16 protein-coding genes and 1 tRNA gene are annotated in these 15,444 nt (G+C 44.7%); 4 read left to right on the plus strand and 13 right to left on the minus strand.

The features are described 5' to 3' along the window. Positions 1–38: 38 nt before the first annotated feature. The gene (locus ACT7WV_RS00875) at positions 39–1,496 is read right to left on the minus strand and encodes a bifunctional orotidine-5'-phosphate decarboxylase/orotate phosphoribosyltransferase (protein WP_445101077.1); all 1,458 of its coding nucleotides are present in this window, start codon (positions 1,494–1,496) and stop codon (positions 39–41) included. A 77-nt stretch (positions 1,497–1,573) separates the two neighbouring features. Then, complete coding sequence (locus tag ACT7WV_RS00880) at positions 1,574–1,912, minus strand: hypothetical protein (protein WP_445101078.1); 339 nt, start codon at positions 1,910–1,912, stop codon at positions 1,574–1,576. A gap of 697 nt (positions 1,913–2,609) precedes the next feature. Between ACT7WV_RS00880 and ACT7WV_RS00885 the strand changes: the two genes are divergently transcribed. Continuing rightward, on the plus strand, positions 2,610–2,975 hold the full coding sequence (locus ACT7WV_RS00885) for a response regulator transcription factor (RefSeq protein WP_445101079.1): 366 nt from the start codon (positions 2,610–2,612) through the stop codon (positions 2,973–2,975). Between the two features lie 110 nt (positions 2,976–3,085). On the opposite strand, the gene ACT7WV_RS00890 is transcribed toward ACT7WV_RS00885, so the two are convergent. The 6 genes from ACT7WV_RS00890 to ACT7WV_RS00915 all read right to left on the minus strand — a co-directional run bounded on the left by ACT7WV_RS00890 (position 3,086) and on the right by ACT7WV_RS00915 (position 7,037). Next, positions 3,086–3,517, minus strand: coding sequence for a ribosomal maturation YjgA family protein (locus tag ACT7WV_RS00890; RefSeq protein WP_445105546.1), 432 nt, complete (start codon positions 3,515–3,517; stop codon positions 3,086–3,088). A 135-nt stretch (positions 3,518–3,652) separates the two neighbouring features. Continuing rightward, positions 3,653–5,470: a purple acid phosphatase family protein gene (locus ACT7WV_RS00895; RefSeq protein ID WP_463424132.1), complete on the minus strand. Its 1,818-nt coding sequence runs from the start codon at positions 5,468–5,470 to the stop codon at positions 3,653–3,655. Between the two features lie 192 nt (positions 5,471–5,662). Continuing rightward, a tRNA-Pro gene (locus tag ACT7WV_RS00900) sits at positions 5,663–5,736 on the minus strand. Between the two features lie 47 nt (positions 5,737–5,783). After that, positions 5,784–6,149: a DUF1818 family protein gene (locus ACT7WV_RS00905; RefSeq protein WP_445101081.1), complete on the minus strand. Its 366-nt coding sequence runs from the start codon at positions 6,147–6,149 to the stop codon at positions 5,784–5,786. Further along, positions 6,149–6,790 (minus strand): hypothetical protein, encoded by a 642-nt coding sequence (locus ACT7WV_RS00910; RefSeq protein WP_445101082.1) that lies wholly within the window; start codon positions 6,788–6,790, stop codon positions 6,149–6,151. Before ACT7WV_RS00910 ends, ACT7WV_RS00905 begins: the two co-directional genes overlap by 1 nt. 16 nt (positions 6,791–6,806) lie before the next feature. After that, on the minus strand, positions 6,807–7,037 hold the full coding sequence (locus ACT7WV_RS00915) for a DNA-directed RNA polymerase subunit omega (protein WP_445101083.1): 231 nt from the start codon (positions 7,035–7,037) through the stop codon (positions 6,807–6,809). 282 nt (positions 7,038–7,319) lie between these two features. Here ACT7WV_RS00915 and ACT7WV_RS00920 point away from each other — a divergent pair, with 282 nt between their 5' ends. Then, positions 7,320–8,030: a GDSL-type esterase/lipase family protein gene (locus tag ACT7WV_RS00920; RefSeq protein WP_445101084.1), complete on the plus strand. Its 711-nt coding sequence runs from the start codon at positions 7,320–7,322 to the stop codon at positions 8,028–8,030. Here ACT7WV_RS00920 and ACT7WV_RS00925 read toward each other — a convergent pair. Next, a complete protein-coding gene (locus ACT7WV_RS00925) occupies positions 8,016–8,546 on the minus strand; it encodes a pentapeptide repeat-containing protein (RefSeq protein WP_445101085.1) in 531 nt (176 codons plus the stop codon). The genes ACT7WV_RS00920 and ACT7WV_RS00925 overlap by 15 nt on opposite strands. A gap of 103 nt (positions 8,547–8,649) precedes the next feature. After that, entirely contained in the window at positions 8,650–10,143 is a 1,494-nt protein-coding gene (locus ACT7WV_RS00930; RefSeq protein ID WP_445101086.1) for an LCP family protein, read from the minus strand. A gap of 214 nt (positions 10,144–10,357) precedes the next feature. On the opposite strand from ACT7WV_RS00930, the gene ACT7WV_RS00935 reads away from it, so the two are divergent. Next, positions 10,358–11,419: a mannose-1-phosphate guanylyltransferase gene (locus ACT7WV_RS00935; protein WP_445101087.1), complete on the plus strand. Its 1,062-nt coding sequence runs from the start codon at positions 10,358–10,360 to the stop codon at positions 11,417–11,419. A gap of 303 nt (positions 11,420–11,722) precedes the next feature. On the opposite strand, the gene ACT7WV_RS00940 is transcribed toward ACT7WV_RS00935, so the two are convergent. Continuing rightward, the gene (locus ACT7WV_RS00940; RefSeq protein ID WP_445101088.1) at positions 11,723–11,902 is read right to left on the minus strand and encodes a ribbon-helix-helix domain-containing protein; all 180 of its coding nucleotides are present in this window, start codon (positions 11,900–11,902) and stop codon (positions 11,723–11,725) included. A 243-nt stretch (positions 11,903–12,145) separates the two neighbouring features. After that, positions 12,146–12,808 carry a class I SAM-dependent methyltransferase gene (locus tag ACT7WV_RS00945; protein WP_445101089.1) on the minus strand — a complete coding sequence of 221 codons (663 nt, stop codon included), beginning with the start codon at positions 12,806–12,808 and terminating at the stop codon, positions 12,146–12,148. Between the two features lie 58 nt (positions 12,809–12,866). On the opposite strand from ACT7WV_RS00945, the gene ACT7WV_RS00950 reads away from it, so the two are divergent. Further along, positions 12,867–13,307, plus strand: a complete 441-nt coding sequence (locus tag ACT7WV_RS00950; protein WP_445101090.1) for a hypothetical protein — start codon at positions 12,867–12,869, stop codon at positions 13,305–13,307. Positions 13,308–13,614: 307 nt separating this feature from the next. On the opposite strand, the gene mrdA is transcribed toward ACT7WV_RS00950, so the two are convergent. Next, positions 13,615–15,408: a penicillin-binding protein 2 gene (gene mrdA, locus ACT7WV_RS00955; protein WP_445101091.1), complete on the minus strand. Its 1,794-nt coding sequence runs from the start codon at positions 15,406–15,408 to the stop codon at positions 13,615–13,617. Positions 15,409–15,444: the final 36 nt, after the last annotated feature.

Below are 15,444 nucleotides of genomic sequence, written 5' to 3' on the forward strand. Positions count from 1 at the left end.
AGATTTGGAGTCTCCTGGCTCTTATTTTCAAGATGGGTTTATTGTTCATGGGTTTGGGCGAAAGCCTGCAATTGCTCATTGCTAATTCGCCCTGCTTGATAAAGTGTTTCGGTAATTTCAGAAATCGTTAACACCGAATGAGCTTGATAACCATTGGCTTTGAGTCTGTCTTTGACTCCTTGTTCATGATCCATAAAGACCACAATATCATTGACCTGTAATCCCGCCGACTGGAGCTTTTGGGCTCCTTCCATGGCGCTGGTGCCACTAATCAAAATGTCATCTACGATGACAACCGTTTCTCCCGGCTCGAAATTCCCTTCAATCAGCCGCCTAGTACCGTGAGCTTTAACCTCCTTTCGAGGATAAATCATTGGGTGATGCAGGCGCAACGATAGCCCAGTTGCAGTTGGTAAGGAACCGTAGGGAATGCCAGCAATGCGATCAAAGTTCAGTTTTTTCAGTATATCTGCGTAAGCACTGAGCATTTGGTGGAAAATTTGAGGTTGGGAGATAATTTTGCGTAGGTCGATGTAGTAAGGAAATGTTGTCCCTGATGCCTGAACGAAATTGCCAAACAGAATACAGCCAATGTCATAAAGTTGCAAAATCAAATCCTGCTGAGGATGCGGCTCAAGTAAACAAACATCGGGCATCCACAACTCACAGGCGGCATTTTTTCGTAAAATCTGACTTCTAGTCTGATTAATTGACTCCCGCAGAGGTTTAATGGCTACAGATGGTTGCTCATCGAGCAACATATCTAGGGGAACAGGGATGAGCAAACCCTCTCCGTCGCTATTTAAACCAGCGGTGAGTATTTGCTGCAAGTCAGCGCCTCCCTCTGCCCAAATACTGCGAGCTAAAATTAGTCTTTCCGGAGCAATAGCGCGGATTCGTGCCAGAATATTGGCGTCGTTAGTACCTACTTCCAGTGCCAATTGTTCGGGAATTCCCCAGTTCTTTGCTTCCTTGACTACCTGCAAATAAAGAGGAAATTCCGGTGTAGGATACTGTTGTAAAGCAGCCGCCGCAGGATTGGAACTACAACAAAGTACAAATACTGCCTGATCGGGGTAAACCAAAAAGGGTGCTACTTGATCTTGCCCGATATAGGGAGTCAGGGTAATTGCATCCACTCGCCACTCCTGAAAAACGGTTCGGGCAAAGGCAGTGCTGCTATTGAGGTCACTATGTTTAGCATCTAGAATAATCGGGATATGGTCAGGGATAGCTGTTACCGTTTTTTGCAGCAGTTCTAATCCCGGAATTCCTAAAGCTTGGTAAAAACCAAAAGTCGGTCGATAAGCGCAGACTAATTCTGCTGTTTCGCTAATAATAAATTGCAGCCAGTCCCATAAGACATCAATACTACCTAGATTGTCCTCCTGCTTAGAGTAACGACTGGGTATCATTTCGGGATTTGGATCCAGTCCCACAACCAATAGGCTCTGATTTTTGGCGATCGCATTATTCAATTTGTCGAAAAAATTCATCTTGATTCGCAGTAGCAGGATTTATTCCAGTTGTTAGTTAACTAGTATCAGTTAACCTTGAGGGAATGAGAGAAAGTTTAATTAGGGCTTCCGTAAAAAATATAGTTAGTTGAGTAATCACTAAACTCGAAATAGACTTTTTTCTCTCCCTCATCTACCTGGAAGTTTTGATTTTTATCTAAGTATCCATAACCAAAACGATAGGGGCGTACTTCTTGAGCGCTGATCGTTCCATGGGCTGTTGAGAGTTTGTCGATTTGGATAAAACGATTAACCAGCTTGTCTCCAGCATATACATCCAATACTCCATCAGTGCCTGTCCAGTTTTGAATCTGCCTGCTTACTGTATTTTGCCTTTCTTTGGTGCAGGCAGTTACTAATAGCAGGCTCAAGATAAATAAAGGTATTTTTTTCATGATCGTCTTGCCGGGATAAGCTTGTAATTCAAGGGATAAATTTTCTTAAAAGGAATCGCCCCTAATCCCACTCCTTACCTTCAAAAGAGGGATAACTTTGGATAAATTTCTGGATTTTCCCTTGAGTATAATCCAAAATCAAAAATCCAAAACCTGTCCTGAGTGGAGCTAACGGATCCTTGCTTTGAGTCACTTTGGCATAATCATAACGAGAATCCAAGTGTTAAACTCTTTGCTGATTCCAGCTAGAATTTTCCTCAATTCAAGTGATTTGGCAAATCATACCAAGTCGCGCTAAAAGATCAAAGATCTAACTTCGGAGCAGAGGAAGATACTCTGGCTCACCGACGCCAAGACTGAACTACCAGCAGCAAGAGTTACAATTTCCTATAGGGAGGCAACTGCCAAGAAAAACTTTGTACAACTATTATGGTTGAACCATTGTGGGTAAATGTGTTTTTTTCTTTGAAGAAGGCTGATCCTGAGGAAAACCTTAACCCAATAATCAGCAGATCAGATTAAAGTGGTTGAGTGTGATCACGGAGAGATAATTGAGTGTTATCACCAAACTATCTGTCACTTGCGTAGTAACAAGCATGACACTACCTTGAGAAAAGACGCAAAATTGAGTTAGTGAATTATTGCCGTTAAATACTGGCAAGAGTTCGCTTCTTAAGTTCTACTAAGTTGTCTTAGCATGGCAAAAATTCTAATTATCGAAGATGAGCCGCTAATCAGGCTCAACATTGAGGAAATATTGGCATCGGAAAAGTACACAGTAATGAGTGCTGACAACGGTAGCAGTGGTGCTAACTTTGCTCTATCCTTTAGACCAGATCTAATTATCTGCGATATTTCAATGCCAGGGTTTGACGGCTACCAAGTGTTGGGATTCTTGCAGAAATTTAAGGCAAATATCCCTTTTATCTTTCTAACCGCCAGAAGTTCTCAATCTGAGGTTGCCAAAGGTAAAGAGTTAGGAGCTAGCGAATACCTGACGAAGCCTTTCAAACGAGACGAGCTACTCGGAACAATAAACCGTTTAATTTCAATTTGCTCGTAGCGACTTGCTCCTATCCCTCGTGAAACTCATTAACAAGCAGGAGAGAGAAAATGACTCAGACTAAGGCAGTGTGGCATTAGCAATGGGGGCAAATTGCTGAGTGCCTGAGTTTAAGGAGATTTGGTAAAAAAAAGATTGCTTCTCACCAATCTTAACCCTATCCAGGCAGCAACACATCCCAAAAAATAGTGGGGAAAATCCCACCAAACAAAGGTACTGCCTAGCAACATATGCCACCAAAAAGTTGACCTAATTTCTATTAAAAACGGAGGTTGCCACAGTTGGAAAAACTCAATTAATGATGTTGCACTAAAAACCCCACACGCTATGCAAAAAGGGGAAGATTTAGGCAAAATTGAGGCAATTAGCAAAATCCAAAATATCTCATAGAGGATGTCACCAGCATAGTCTCTGACCCACCAATCCCAAGCTCCTTGATAAAATTTACTGGCAAAACCTAGGGGAATGATTACACCCAAAGTGAAGAAAATTACTGCTCGATAGCTACTTATTGGATAGTTGCTCACCAAACGGCGTATCATTGGCAATGGTGCTGGTTTATAGTGTTTTTTATTGAATTAAACACAGTCGTATTGTCTGACTACTGACTTTTGCCACCAACTCTATCCCACCCAGTAAATTACCCTAACTTAAGATAAAAAACGACAGGTATTCAATTAGGAATTGTCGCTAGACTTACTAAGTTGAGTAAGCCTGAATTCATCAAATTTAACTACCTCGGATTCCGGCTTGAGTGTGTCAAAGCGATAGCTACTGATTATTCCAGTATCAGTGTCTAAGATACTGAAGACTGTAATGTCATTACTTGCTATATAAGGCAATGGTTGATTATCTTCTCCCAGCAGTGGTGCCAGTGTCGGCACTACTGAGGTTAGTCCGTTAGGATCTTCTGTAGCAGCGTATTTTGATTGATAGCCGGTTGGCACAGGACGCTTCTTGTCCCCAAGATAAGCGCCATAAGTATTACCGACATTGGAAGTTTCTAGAAAATGCATCCCACTAGGACTAACAAAGCGGTTCCACAGATGAGAGTGACCATAAAACACCAGTTGCACATTCGCAGCCTCTAATAGGGGCATGACATCGCGAATAATGTAATCAGCTTCTTGAGGATACTCATAGCGCACTGCTGCAATTTCCCCACTTTCCTGGCGTTCAATTAGCTGCACTGGGTCAGTATAAGCTGGGACAATATTGTCACCTAAGGAATGAGGCGGATGATGGAACATGACGATTTTATACTTCGTCTCTTGGAATTCCGGGCTATTGAGTTCTGCCTCTAGCCATTGATACTGCTTGCTACCCTTGGCTATTGGCTCAAAAATATGCTGTCCATATCCCCAATTATCCGGATTATTTAGATCTTCGTCCGCTTCGCGATATCTCCCCTTGGCATCAGCTTTAAGGCTGGGTGTCCTCCAAATATTTGTCACGTATAACACTACCAAGCGAATATCCCCAAAAGTCACGGCGTAATAATTATTTTCACCGGAACCACTCTGGGGTAAAGCAAAAATTTCTTGATAAGTGTCGGTATTAAAGGAGTTGTTTTTCAACCAAGCTTCCCTAATTTGTGGATTATTCTTGGGGTTTAACCCCTGGGCATTTTTTTGATAAATCTCTTGGGCCGCCCCACGAGGATAGGGGTCACCGAATTGGTCATTCAAGCCACTAACCATGTCAAAACGCCCCATTACTTCATGGTTGCCTGTTGCCGTAAACAGTGGGGCATGTTGAATCAACTCACCGCCAGTATAGGTGACCTTGATGCCTTCTCTTTCTAGTTCGTAATTGGCACGACCCTGAAGACTGGGAAAAAAGGCACCTCCCCGATGATCATCAAACCATTCGGAGGCGCGGTCAGGAATATTTACCAAATCACCAGCCAGGAAAACAGCATCAACTTGACCGATGGTTTCTCTTACCTTCTGAAGATTGGCTGCTGTCATCGGCATCAATTGATGGTCAGAGGTGAGGAGAATTGTTGAGGGCGTCTCAGGTTGGGGTGTTGGGGCCAAGGTAAACTGTTGGCTGCTTATTTGCTGCCCATCTTCAAGTACACTCGTGACCTGATAAGGAATCCGTTGACCAGGAGTTAGCCCGGTTACTTCGGCTTCGTGACGCCAGATATCCCGCATTATGGGTTCCTGGTAAACTTGACCTTCTTCTGTTTGGTTTCCTACTTGGGATTTTTGGTCTTCGCGAGTACGGCTGAGTTTTGTTGTGGTAGCAGTAGCTTTGCTGTTGAGTTCCTGTCCGTAAGCAACAAGGTGACGAGAACCAGGAAATTCTGTAAACCAAACCACTCGCACTGAAGTCTCGGTCGGCAGTTGTAAAAATGGGTCAGTTAGTAGCTGGGGTGCAGATGTCATGGTTGGTTGCCTGGTAAGTTGGGCAATGAGCAAAATAAGGGCTACGGTCACAAGAAACACAGCCGCAATGAAGAGAGGGCGACTGGAGGGAAGCTTTGTCATCGATATAATAAGACAAGTTAGCCGATCGCAATATAGCAATTAGCTGAGCCAGCGTCATGTTTTCTATATCACACTGACCCCATGAGTTTGCAAGGGAATAAGCAAATTTTATGCAAAAACCTAATACTTCTTGCTTAGAAGTATTAGGTCTAAAATTATGCCAGCAAGGGTTTCTGGCTATTTTTTTACTAATCGGAGCGGCGGGATTTGAACCCACGACCCCTACTACCCCAAAGTAGTGCGCTACCAAGCTGCGCTACGCCCCGGTGAACCTGTACTAGATTAACACAATATCGGCAATTGAAACACCCATCTAAAATACTTTTAGGGAATTAGCCCCTCGAAGTAAATCTGGAACTACTTTGGCTGGCCAACCACCCTCACAGCAGCGCCCAGTACTCAAAATAAAACGCAGACTATAAACATTAGCATAACCCTCTACTTCCATCCACAGCAAGCCGCTTTCCGCTTCACAGGTAATTTTCTCTTGATCCATCAACTCATCGGCCATTTCGCTCATTGTCTGGGCTAGCTGTCCCAACAATCGGCAAAAGTCGTCTAACTCGTCTTGAGTTAGTTCAATTGCCCAGTCATCTGCACCAACTAAACCTTGATATTCCGAAGCTTGAGGATCCCAGCCGAGACGCCAACCTTGACCACTTTTAATCAGACGTTCCATTAAGGCAAAAGTAACTGTGCGTCTCCTGGTTCCGGTAGCTTTAGTCTAGGCCGAGAGTTATTGGCTGGTGGTGTTGGTGATGTTTTTGGTGTTGATGTTGTTGCTTCCGGACGATTGGGATTAAAAATACTTACCAGTATGTCTATCAAAGCGTTTCGTTCAGAACGAGTTAGATTTTCAATTGCCGCGCGATCTCCCTCCATGGGGTTTTCTTGTAAGGTGTTATTCCCAGGATAGCTGGATGATACTAGGTACTCGTAAGCACCTAGATAGTCGGCTATGGTTAACTTCCAGTCAAGACGGTAATTTGGAGGACGGTTTTTCACGTACAGATGATACTCGACTAGGCGGTCTATGAGGGTATTGCCTGACTCGACTTCTCCCGTCTCTTTGTTGACGTACTGGTTTTCTAGCGGCAAGTTCGGCAAGCTCTCGTAGACTTTTTCTCCTACATCCTGTGGCCTGGGGAACTGTGCTGCCGCTGGCTGCAAGGGAATCAACTTCCAGGCACCTGAAGGTCTATTTTCTGCTGAGAATAGAAATAGGCAGATACCAGCTAGGGTGGTGAGAGAACAGTGCAGTGCTACTCTCGCCACCCTACCCTGGCTTATCGCTTTAATTATCTGAGATGCGATCGCCATTTTCCTGTGCCTTGGTCTAATCTCCAATAATTTCCGGCTGTGTCAGTTCATCGGACATCTCAATAATTGCCCGCAGTACTGGCTTGACCATCGGGTCATCAATATTATCAAAATCTTCGTAGCGGCGTCGCTTAGCGCGATTTGCCACTTGCACTGTAATTTTGTAACGATTGGAAGCTGCACTCACTAGCTCCTCGGCACGTTGTATGATCTGGCTCGAATCAAAGTGGTAACGCTTGTGCAGCATAAGTCTTGGTTAGAAATTTTTCTGGGCAAAGTATTTAATACCAATCTAATTATATTTCAGATTCATCGGTAACAAATATAAAACAGGGGGCAATTTACGATAAAGCTGAGGTGAATTAAGGGCAAAAGACTTGAGGATCCTTTTAATATCAGCTTTGCTGGAGATATAGTATCTTCTTTTTGCTGCTTAACTATCTTCAAGTGCGTGTGATAGCGTAACATTATGTGAATTACTGTAAATGTATCGAGTTGTTAACAACTAACGCGCTCAGTACTTTTGTCTATGCAAACACTTGTAACTCCTAGCTTTCGGTCGTTATGTCAAATACCTCCACAGCCCCTAAAATTGATTGTCCTGGGAGATAGTATCATCTATGGGTTTGGTGACCCAGAAGGAGGTGGCTGGGTAGAGCGACTACGACGCCAGTGGATGTTGCCAGATAGTCCTGGTCATGTTGTCTATAATCTTGGCGTTCGAGGTGACAGGGTTAAGCAGGTACAAGAGCGTTTAGAGCGGGAATTCCGCAGCCGGGGTGAATTAAAAAACCAAGTACCTGATGCAATTATCCTTTCAGTTGGCGTCAACGATTCACCCCGTATCAGACGTTCCGATGGACGCAATTTTACAGATTTTGACAATTTCCAGGAAGAACTTGCCTCTCTACTAGATCAGGGACAGCAACTTTGTCCGGTATTCTTCGTCGGCATGGTGCCTGTAGATGAAGCTAAGATGCCCTTCTTAGATTGTCTACATTACAATCACGCCGACCAGTACCACTATAAAGAAGCCACACGTCTTGCCTGTCTAAAGCGTCAGATTCCTTACCTCGATATTTTTGATATTTGGCAATCTCGTGGCAATGATTGGCTAGCCAAACACCTTTGTCAAGATGGACTCCATCCCAATGTCGCTGGCTACCAAGCATTGCTACAGGAAGTGATTAATTGGGAACCCTTAACCCAGTTGACCAGCACAAGCCTAGCGGCAGCCTAAACTATTCCTAGTTGAAACACCAGTCACAGGATTAACGCCACTAGCGCGCTGACACATCAGTGATACCTGATAGGGATCAATGATTGCGTCGGTAAAATCAGCGCCAGTGATATCGGTGTCGTAAAAGCGAGTGCGCGTCATAATCGCCTCTTTGAAGACAGCGTTAGTCAGATTAGCACTGTCTAGAGTTACCCTATCCATTAAGGTACGGGAAAGATTAGCGCCTTCTAAATTTGCCTCCAACAGCACTCCCTTAGTAAAAATAGTATTGCTCAGGTTAGATCTTTGAAAGTTAGTGCCTCGCATTTCCGCTGCTGCAAAAACAGCGCCCACCAAATCGGCGTTAGAGAAATCACGATTGGTTAAATCGGTGTTGCTATAGTTAACCGTCTTGTCCTGGGCATAGGCAGGAGTGGCACTTAAGATAACCCAAAGAAAAGCCAAGCTGAGAACTAAAATTAGTTCTACTAAACGTAGTAGACCTGTTTTTATTACTTTTGAATTCAAAATTTGCATCTTCAAACACCCCACCTTAGAAACCCTTAGGAGTCACATCCAGAATGCTTAAAGTGTAAAAGGTGAAGGACGAAGTGTGAATTCAACCGGCAATCTGCCACCTTCAATCCCTAACCTCCAACCCTTGTGCCTGTTGATCTAGCCAATCTTCCCCTACTCGAATCGTCAGTTCTGAACCAATGATGCCAGTAGAAGAGGCTTCAACCTTGCCAAGTCCCAAGATTTTTTTGAGCGTGATCGCTGCTTCTAGGTCACCTTGCTGGACAATAATCTGAGTCTGACGCTGATGATCAGGCCAATCTTGAACCAGGTAAACATTATAAAACTCTTTTTTAGCCAGATATCGGACAACGCGCCGACTAAGTTGCGGATCATCCGTAGCATTTTGAATCGCAATCCGTAAGTTATGGGGCGAAGGACGACGTTCTGTTACTTCCCACTCCGGTTTTTGATCAAAATATTCGCGCATCACCCGATCTCGTGCCGCTGTGTCCATAATCCAATAGCTAGCGGCGTATTCATCCGGAGTGCTAAAACGACCTGGCAAGAGTACCATTTTGAAATCGTCTGATTTGAGTTCTAGACCAAAGCCGACAAGTGCTAGGATTTCTGACCAGCTAAGATTAGTGTCAATATACTGTTGCATAATCTGCACCAGTTTTGGCAAACGAGGCAGGACGGTAGGACTAAACAAACGCTTTTGTATTGCTTTGAGGAGTATTTGTTGCCGTTGTATGCGAGCGATATCACCGCCTTCATAATTGCGGAAACGGGCAAATTGTTCTGCCTGGTCTCCATTTAAAGTTTGCCACCCTTGATCTAGGTTAATTTCCAAATTCTGAGTAACGTCTACATATTCCATGGGGTAGGGTACAAAAACCTCAACACCGCCTACGAGATCTACCAGTTCTCGGAAAGCATCGGTTGTGATGCGCAGATACCTATCAATCGACACATCGTTCAAGGTACGACTGACAATCCTTGCAGCTAAGCCAGGTCCGCCCTTAACATTAGCGTCGTTGATCTTGTCAATTCCCACACTCGGAATTTCTACTTGAGTGTCCCGTGGAATAGAAAGCATCCTCACGCTATGGTCTGTTGGATCAAGGCGCAATAGCAGCATGGTATCACTACGACCAGCCAAGACTTCGGGTGAGGTGTTAGCTGCGTCTGGCACTAGATCAATACCCATAACCAGAATGTTGACTGGTCTTGCTAGGTTGTATTGAAAGCTTTGACTCCAAGATTTTTCTTTTGAACCTATTCCTTGATTGAGAGGTGCCAATAGAGGTGACAAAGGAGTAATCAGTGCCACGGTTGCTCCTAGTCCGGCAGAAAGTGTTGCTGTCAAAAGGAAAGTAGCGCTCCAGAAAAACCATCGCAGGTAGGGTTTTTCTGCTGGATTTGAGTCAGAGACGTGAGCGCTTTCGTCTCTGGGGGGATGGGAAACTTTCACCTTTTCTGGAACTGGTAGCTGCGGTTGTGATGCGCAAACATCATCCAGGATGCCAGAAGTAAAATCTGTCTGAGAATAGCTTGGAACTCTAGAAAACTTAAGTTCCACGCCCGTTGGGGACTGTTTAACATCTTTTTTCACCCTCACCTCACCAAAGATAGCCGTAGCTGATGCGTAAAATTTCTAATTCTGAAATCTCATGCTGGATTATAACCTCAGGTCTTATCAAATCAAGGGCTATTCCCCAAGTAGTAAATTTTGTGCAATCGAATTAACTGGTCTGTAAAAAAAAATTAATTGCCAGAACTGAGGCTAGGATGTAGCAGAAAATGTAAATTATGGGACGCTGCAAGTAATGGAGAAATCTTTGATCCCTGTCATTCTTGCCGGTGGCAAGGGAGAGCGTTTTTGGCCTTTGAGCCGTAAACATAGACCTAAGCAGTTTTTAAGTTTAGATGGTACCGGTAAAAGCCTTCTACAGGCAACAGCGCAAAGACTGAGTGAGTTGGCAGGAAGCCCAGAGAAATTATGGGTAGTTACTTCTGCCATGTTGGCTGAAGGTGTTCAAGAACAGCTACCTCAGCTTTGCTCTCAGAATTTGCTGGCGGAACCAGAGGGGCGCGACACTGCACCAGCAGTTGCCTGGGCAACCCTGGAAATTGCCAGGAAATATGGTGAGGATGCTGTGGTAGGCTTTTTTCCTGCCGACCACTGGATTGCAGACCAAGCAGCTTTTCAAAAAATAATTAATGCTGCTGCTGAACTGGCTTTAGCTAAGGATTCTATAGTGACGTTGGGTATTACTCCGAGTTACCCATCTACAGGTTATGGCTATATTGAACAGGGTCAAAATATTGGTACTTTTGGAGAATTGCCAGTTTATAGCGTCGGTCGTTTTACAGAAAAGCCTAATCGCGAGACAGCAGAAGAATTTCTGGCTACGGGTCGATTCAGCTGGAATAGTGGGATATTTATTTTTCGGGCTGGGGTGGTTTTAGATGAACTGCGCACTTATGCACCGGAAATTATCAACCCCTTAGAAGAACAAGGTATTGCTGCTTATGCTCAACTCCAGAAAAAGAGTATCGACTACGCTTTAATGGAAAAGACGCACTTGGCTTACGTCTTGCCAGCTTCCTTTGGTTGGGACGATTTGGGAGATTGGAATGCTCTAGAACGTCTCCAGCAGGGTGAACATGCCAATGTGGAACTGGCAAAACATGTGGGACGGGACACTACGGGAGCGATTATTTATGCTTCTGACGACGATGAAGTGATTGTGACAATTGGCCTTGAAGATGTAGTTGTGGTTCGCGATCACAACGCCACCCTAATTGTCAAAAAAGACCGGACACAGGAAATTAAGCAGATTCTGCAACACCTTAAGGCTGATCCAAAATTGCAAAGTTACCTTTAAGGATTGCTCAGATAGAAAGCCTCAAATAATCTTACCTTTAACTAGTAGCTCGTGGGTGTTCAGTAATGAATTTTATTAATTTAGGTTAGAGTGAGGCGTTTGAAATACACCACGGCACTTTCTACCTGTCAACTTTGCTCAGGGTGGTTATTGCTAAGCTCTAAATCAGAGACTGACTGCCAGGATTCTAGGATTGTTGACCACAAGGGAAATGCCTGTGGTTCTAGTCCTAGTCCTGGCAGTTTTCGCCAGAAACCCTAACTGCACAATTTAAAGCAGGAAGCACCGCCCTTGACTGTGTACTCAGCGTTCTTGCTGCTCAGAGACGGGAGGTTGTTTGAGTATTTGTTCTTGGTGCTCTCTAGCAGCTTTTTCGAGAATGAATGCTGCCAAGCTACTGATTGAGCGACGTTCCTGGTGCGCCCACTCTTGGAGTAGTTCATAGATTCCATCTGCCAAATAGGTCGCTAAGCGTTTAGTCATGGGAGATGTAGAAGTTTTGTAGGTATGCAGATCATAATAGTGCTATATCTAGATTGCTAGGTCGCATCTGATTCAGGTTTAGTATTTATTTGACTAACAGCTTTGAGTAACAGCAGAGCCTCGACTTCTTTAGTGAGTCAATTGGATTGAAAAGTCGCGACTCCGGGTTGTTTTTTCTTCACCTGTGAGCAGTAAAGTGCTAAGAATAGGCTAGGGGCAGGAAAACAATTTGCTCAGAATTCATCAACGCTTGAGAGCAAGAGTTAGTCCATCGGCAATAGGAACTAGACTGAGTGTGACTCGTTGATCGTGGTGTAATTTTTCGTTCAAAGCCCTAATTGCCTTGGTGTTTTCGTCTTGTACCTCGGAGTCAGCCACTTGTCCCGACCAGAGAACATTATCAATGACAATCAGTCCACCAGGACGCAGCAATTGGAGCGATCGCTCGTAGTAAGCTTGGTAATTTGTCTTATCAGCATCAATGAAAGCAAAGTCGAAAGTTTCCCCTTGCTGATCTGCCAATAGCTCATCTAGTGTTTCTAGTGCTGGTGCTAGTCGCAAGTCAATTTTGTCAGCTACTCCCGCAGCTTCCCAGTAGCGACGCGCTATTGCAGTGTATTCTTCGCTGACATCGCAGGCAATAATTTGACCATCAGGGGGAAGCGTTAGAGCGACACACAAAGAGCTGTAACCTGTAAAGACGCCTACTTCTAAAGTTTTTTTGGCACCCAACAATTGCACAAGCAGTGCCATGAACTGACCTTGTTCTGGTGCAATTTGCATCATAGCGTAGGGATGACGGGCAGTTTCCGCTCGCAGTTGCCGGAGGATATCGGGTTCTCGCAAGGAAACTGATAATAGATAATTATAGAGCTGGGAATCAAGATCCAGAGTTTTATTTGACATAGTGGGTTGGGAAAATTAAGACACACCGACTGCACTATCCTAATCGCTGAAGATTGCTATGCCCAGAGTCGCCAAATTAACTGTAAGCTTTGTTTTGATTACCCTACTCTTGGGAATACTAGCAGCTTGTGGGACAAGCACTCCTCCTCTGGGACTATCACCCAGTAAGCAGCTAGTACAAAAAGCGATCGCCTTACAAGTTAGTCTTACCCAACAGCAACTTACTCAAAGTTTGCAATCTTTACCGCCAAAATTTGAAATTACTCAAGTGACACTTAAGGGAGTTGAGCCATTATTGATTGATGACTTACCTACATACCATTTTCAAGGAACTTACACCCTAAAATTTAGGCTATCAAAGCGGCAGGTAAATCAGCGAAATAATCCCTTTGATGTCTATTTACAACGCCAGTTAGAAGGAAAAACCTGGCGTCTAGCTTTATGCCAAAAAACCAATGGAGGAACTCCGGATAAATGGCGTACTTACCTAATTCGCTGAGCAGCAATTGATCAACTGTGGAAGTAGCAAGTATCAGTGTCAAATAGCAAGAACAGCTTTACAGCAAGCTGATGGAAAATTAGAGAATAGCTCTGCAATGCTGGTATCAGTCAATAGACCTCTTGCAAAAGTCTGATAACTCTCAAGGTCATGCTGAGCCCAATGCAGTGGAGTGAAGCATCTCGCGTAGGATGTTTCGCGTTGCTCAACATGACATTTAAGCATTTATGCAAGAGGTCTAATCAAGAATTGCCGCTCAGCGACAGAAGACTGTAAATTAATCAAGAAAAATCAAGGCAACGCCAGCTTATTTTTTATTTTCCTTAAAGTAAGCCTCTAGAACTTGACGTACCATCGGCGCTGCGACTGAACCACCACCACCACCGGAATGTTCAGCAAACGCCACAACCACAATTTCCGGTTTTTCATAAGGTGCGAAAGCGCCAAACCAAGCATGAGGTTTGCCAGGGGGCGCTTCTGCTGTGCCACTCTTCCCCGCAGATGGAGGCAGATTGGGCACATTCAGAGCCTTACCCGTACCCCCAGCAACTACTGCCCGCAGTCCCTGGCGGAGTGTTTTTACAGTTTCTGGCTTCAGGTTCAAAGACTTTCGCCACTGATTGACATCCTCATTATTAACATCCTTGAACAGATGGGGTGTTACTTTATAGCCTTCATTAGCAGGCACAGAAAACATAACAGCTACTTGTAACGGTGTTGCTTGGGTAAACCCTTGACCAATGGACATGTTAATCGTGTCGCCAACAGTCCACTCCCAGTCAAATCTCTTCTTCTTCCAAGCATCATCAGCAATCAAACCGCTAGATTCTCCCGACAATTCAATACCTGTTTTTTGACCGAACCCATATCTACGAGCCCATTCAATCAGCTTTGGCCCCCCAACACCTCTGCCAATCTGACCATGGAAAGTATTACTACTCCAAGCCATAGCGCGGACATAGCCCATGGGACCGAATCCCGCTCGATTCCACTCCCCAAAAGCAGTACCACCCACTCTCAGATAAGCGTAAGTCGGCAATACCGTACTGGGAGGGTATTTACCCGATTCCATACCAGCCGTTTGCGTAACAACCTTGAAAGTACTTGCTGGAGGAAAGCCTCGCATCGCGCGGTTAACAAAGGGAGTTCCTTTTGCTTGTAGCTGTTTCCAAGTATCTCCGGTAACCCTACCAGAAAAGATATTTGGATCAAACGCAGGACGGCTAACCATCGCTAATACAGACCCATCTTTGGGATCCAGGGCGACAATTGCTCCCTTGCGAGAACCCAATGCTGCCTCAGCTGCCTTTTGCACGTCCAGATCTAAAGTAGTAGTGACATCCTTGCCAGCTTTTGCCTCTTTCTCACCCAAAATCCGCAGCACTTGACCAGCGCCATCTACTTCCACCTGCTGACCGCCCCATTCTCCCCGTAGCCGTTTCTCAAAAGACTCTTCAACACCCATTTTCCCGGCAATGTCACCGAGACGATAGCCTTGAGGTCTCAGCTTGTCGAGTTCCTTCTCATTGAGTTCGCCAGTATAGCCAAGAACATGACCCGCTAAATCACCGTTGGGGTAGTTACGCACAGCCTCAGTATCTACCTCTACTCCCTCTAGTTCGCTACTGTACTCAGCTAGGGCGGTAATCTCGCTGGGGCTAATACCACGGGCAATTCTGAGTAGCGAAGTAGATTTATAGCCAGCTTGTTCTAAGCGTTGTTGAATCTCCTCCTCTGGTATCTCCAACAACTCTGAGAGACGTTTCAGGGTTCTGGGCCATTCTTGTTCTTGGAGAGCAATCGGCCAGAGAAACACAGAGTGGGACAACCGACTACTTGCCAAAATTCTTCCTTTGCGGTCAAAAATATTGCCCCGCACCGGAGGCTTAGGAATCAAGCGAATCCGGTTGTTTTCTGCTAGTTCCTGATTGCGTTTACCCTGAATTAACTGTAAGTAAGCTAGACGAGAGCCAATTCCCCCCAGCAAAAAAATGCTGATGAGAAACATGACAATCACAGATTGGTAATTGCGTCCGACAGTACGAGGCGTGGGTTGACGACCTACTGAGTTCGCCTGAATCTTCGTCTGAATCAGAGTCATAGCAGAAAATTTAAGCAATTAAGTCTAAAGGAATTT

This window comes from Symploca atlantica LB2515 (assembly GCF_052546295.1).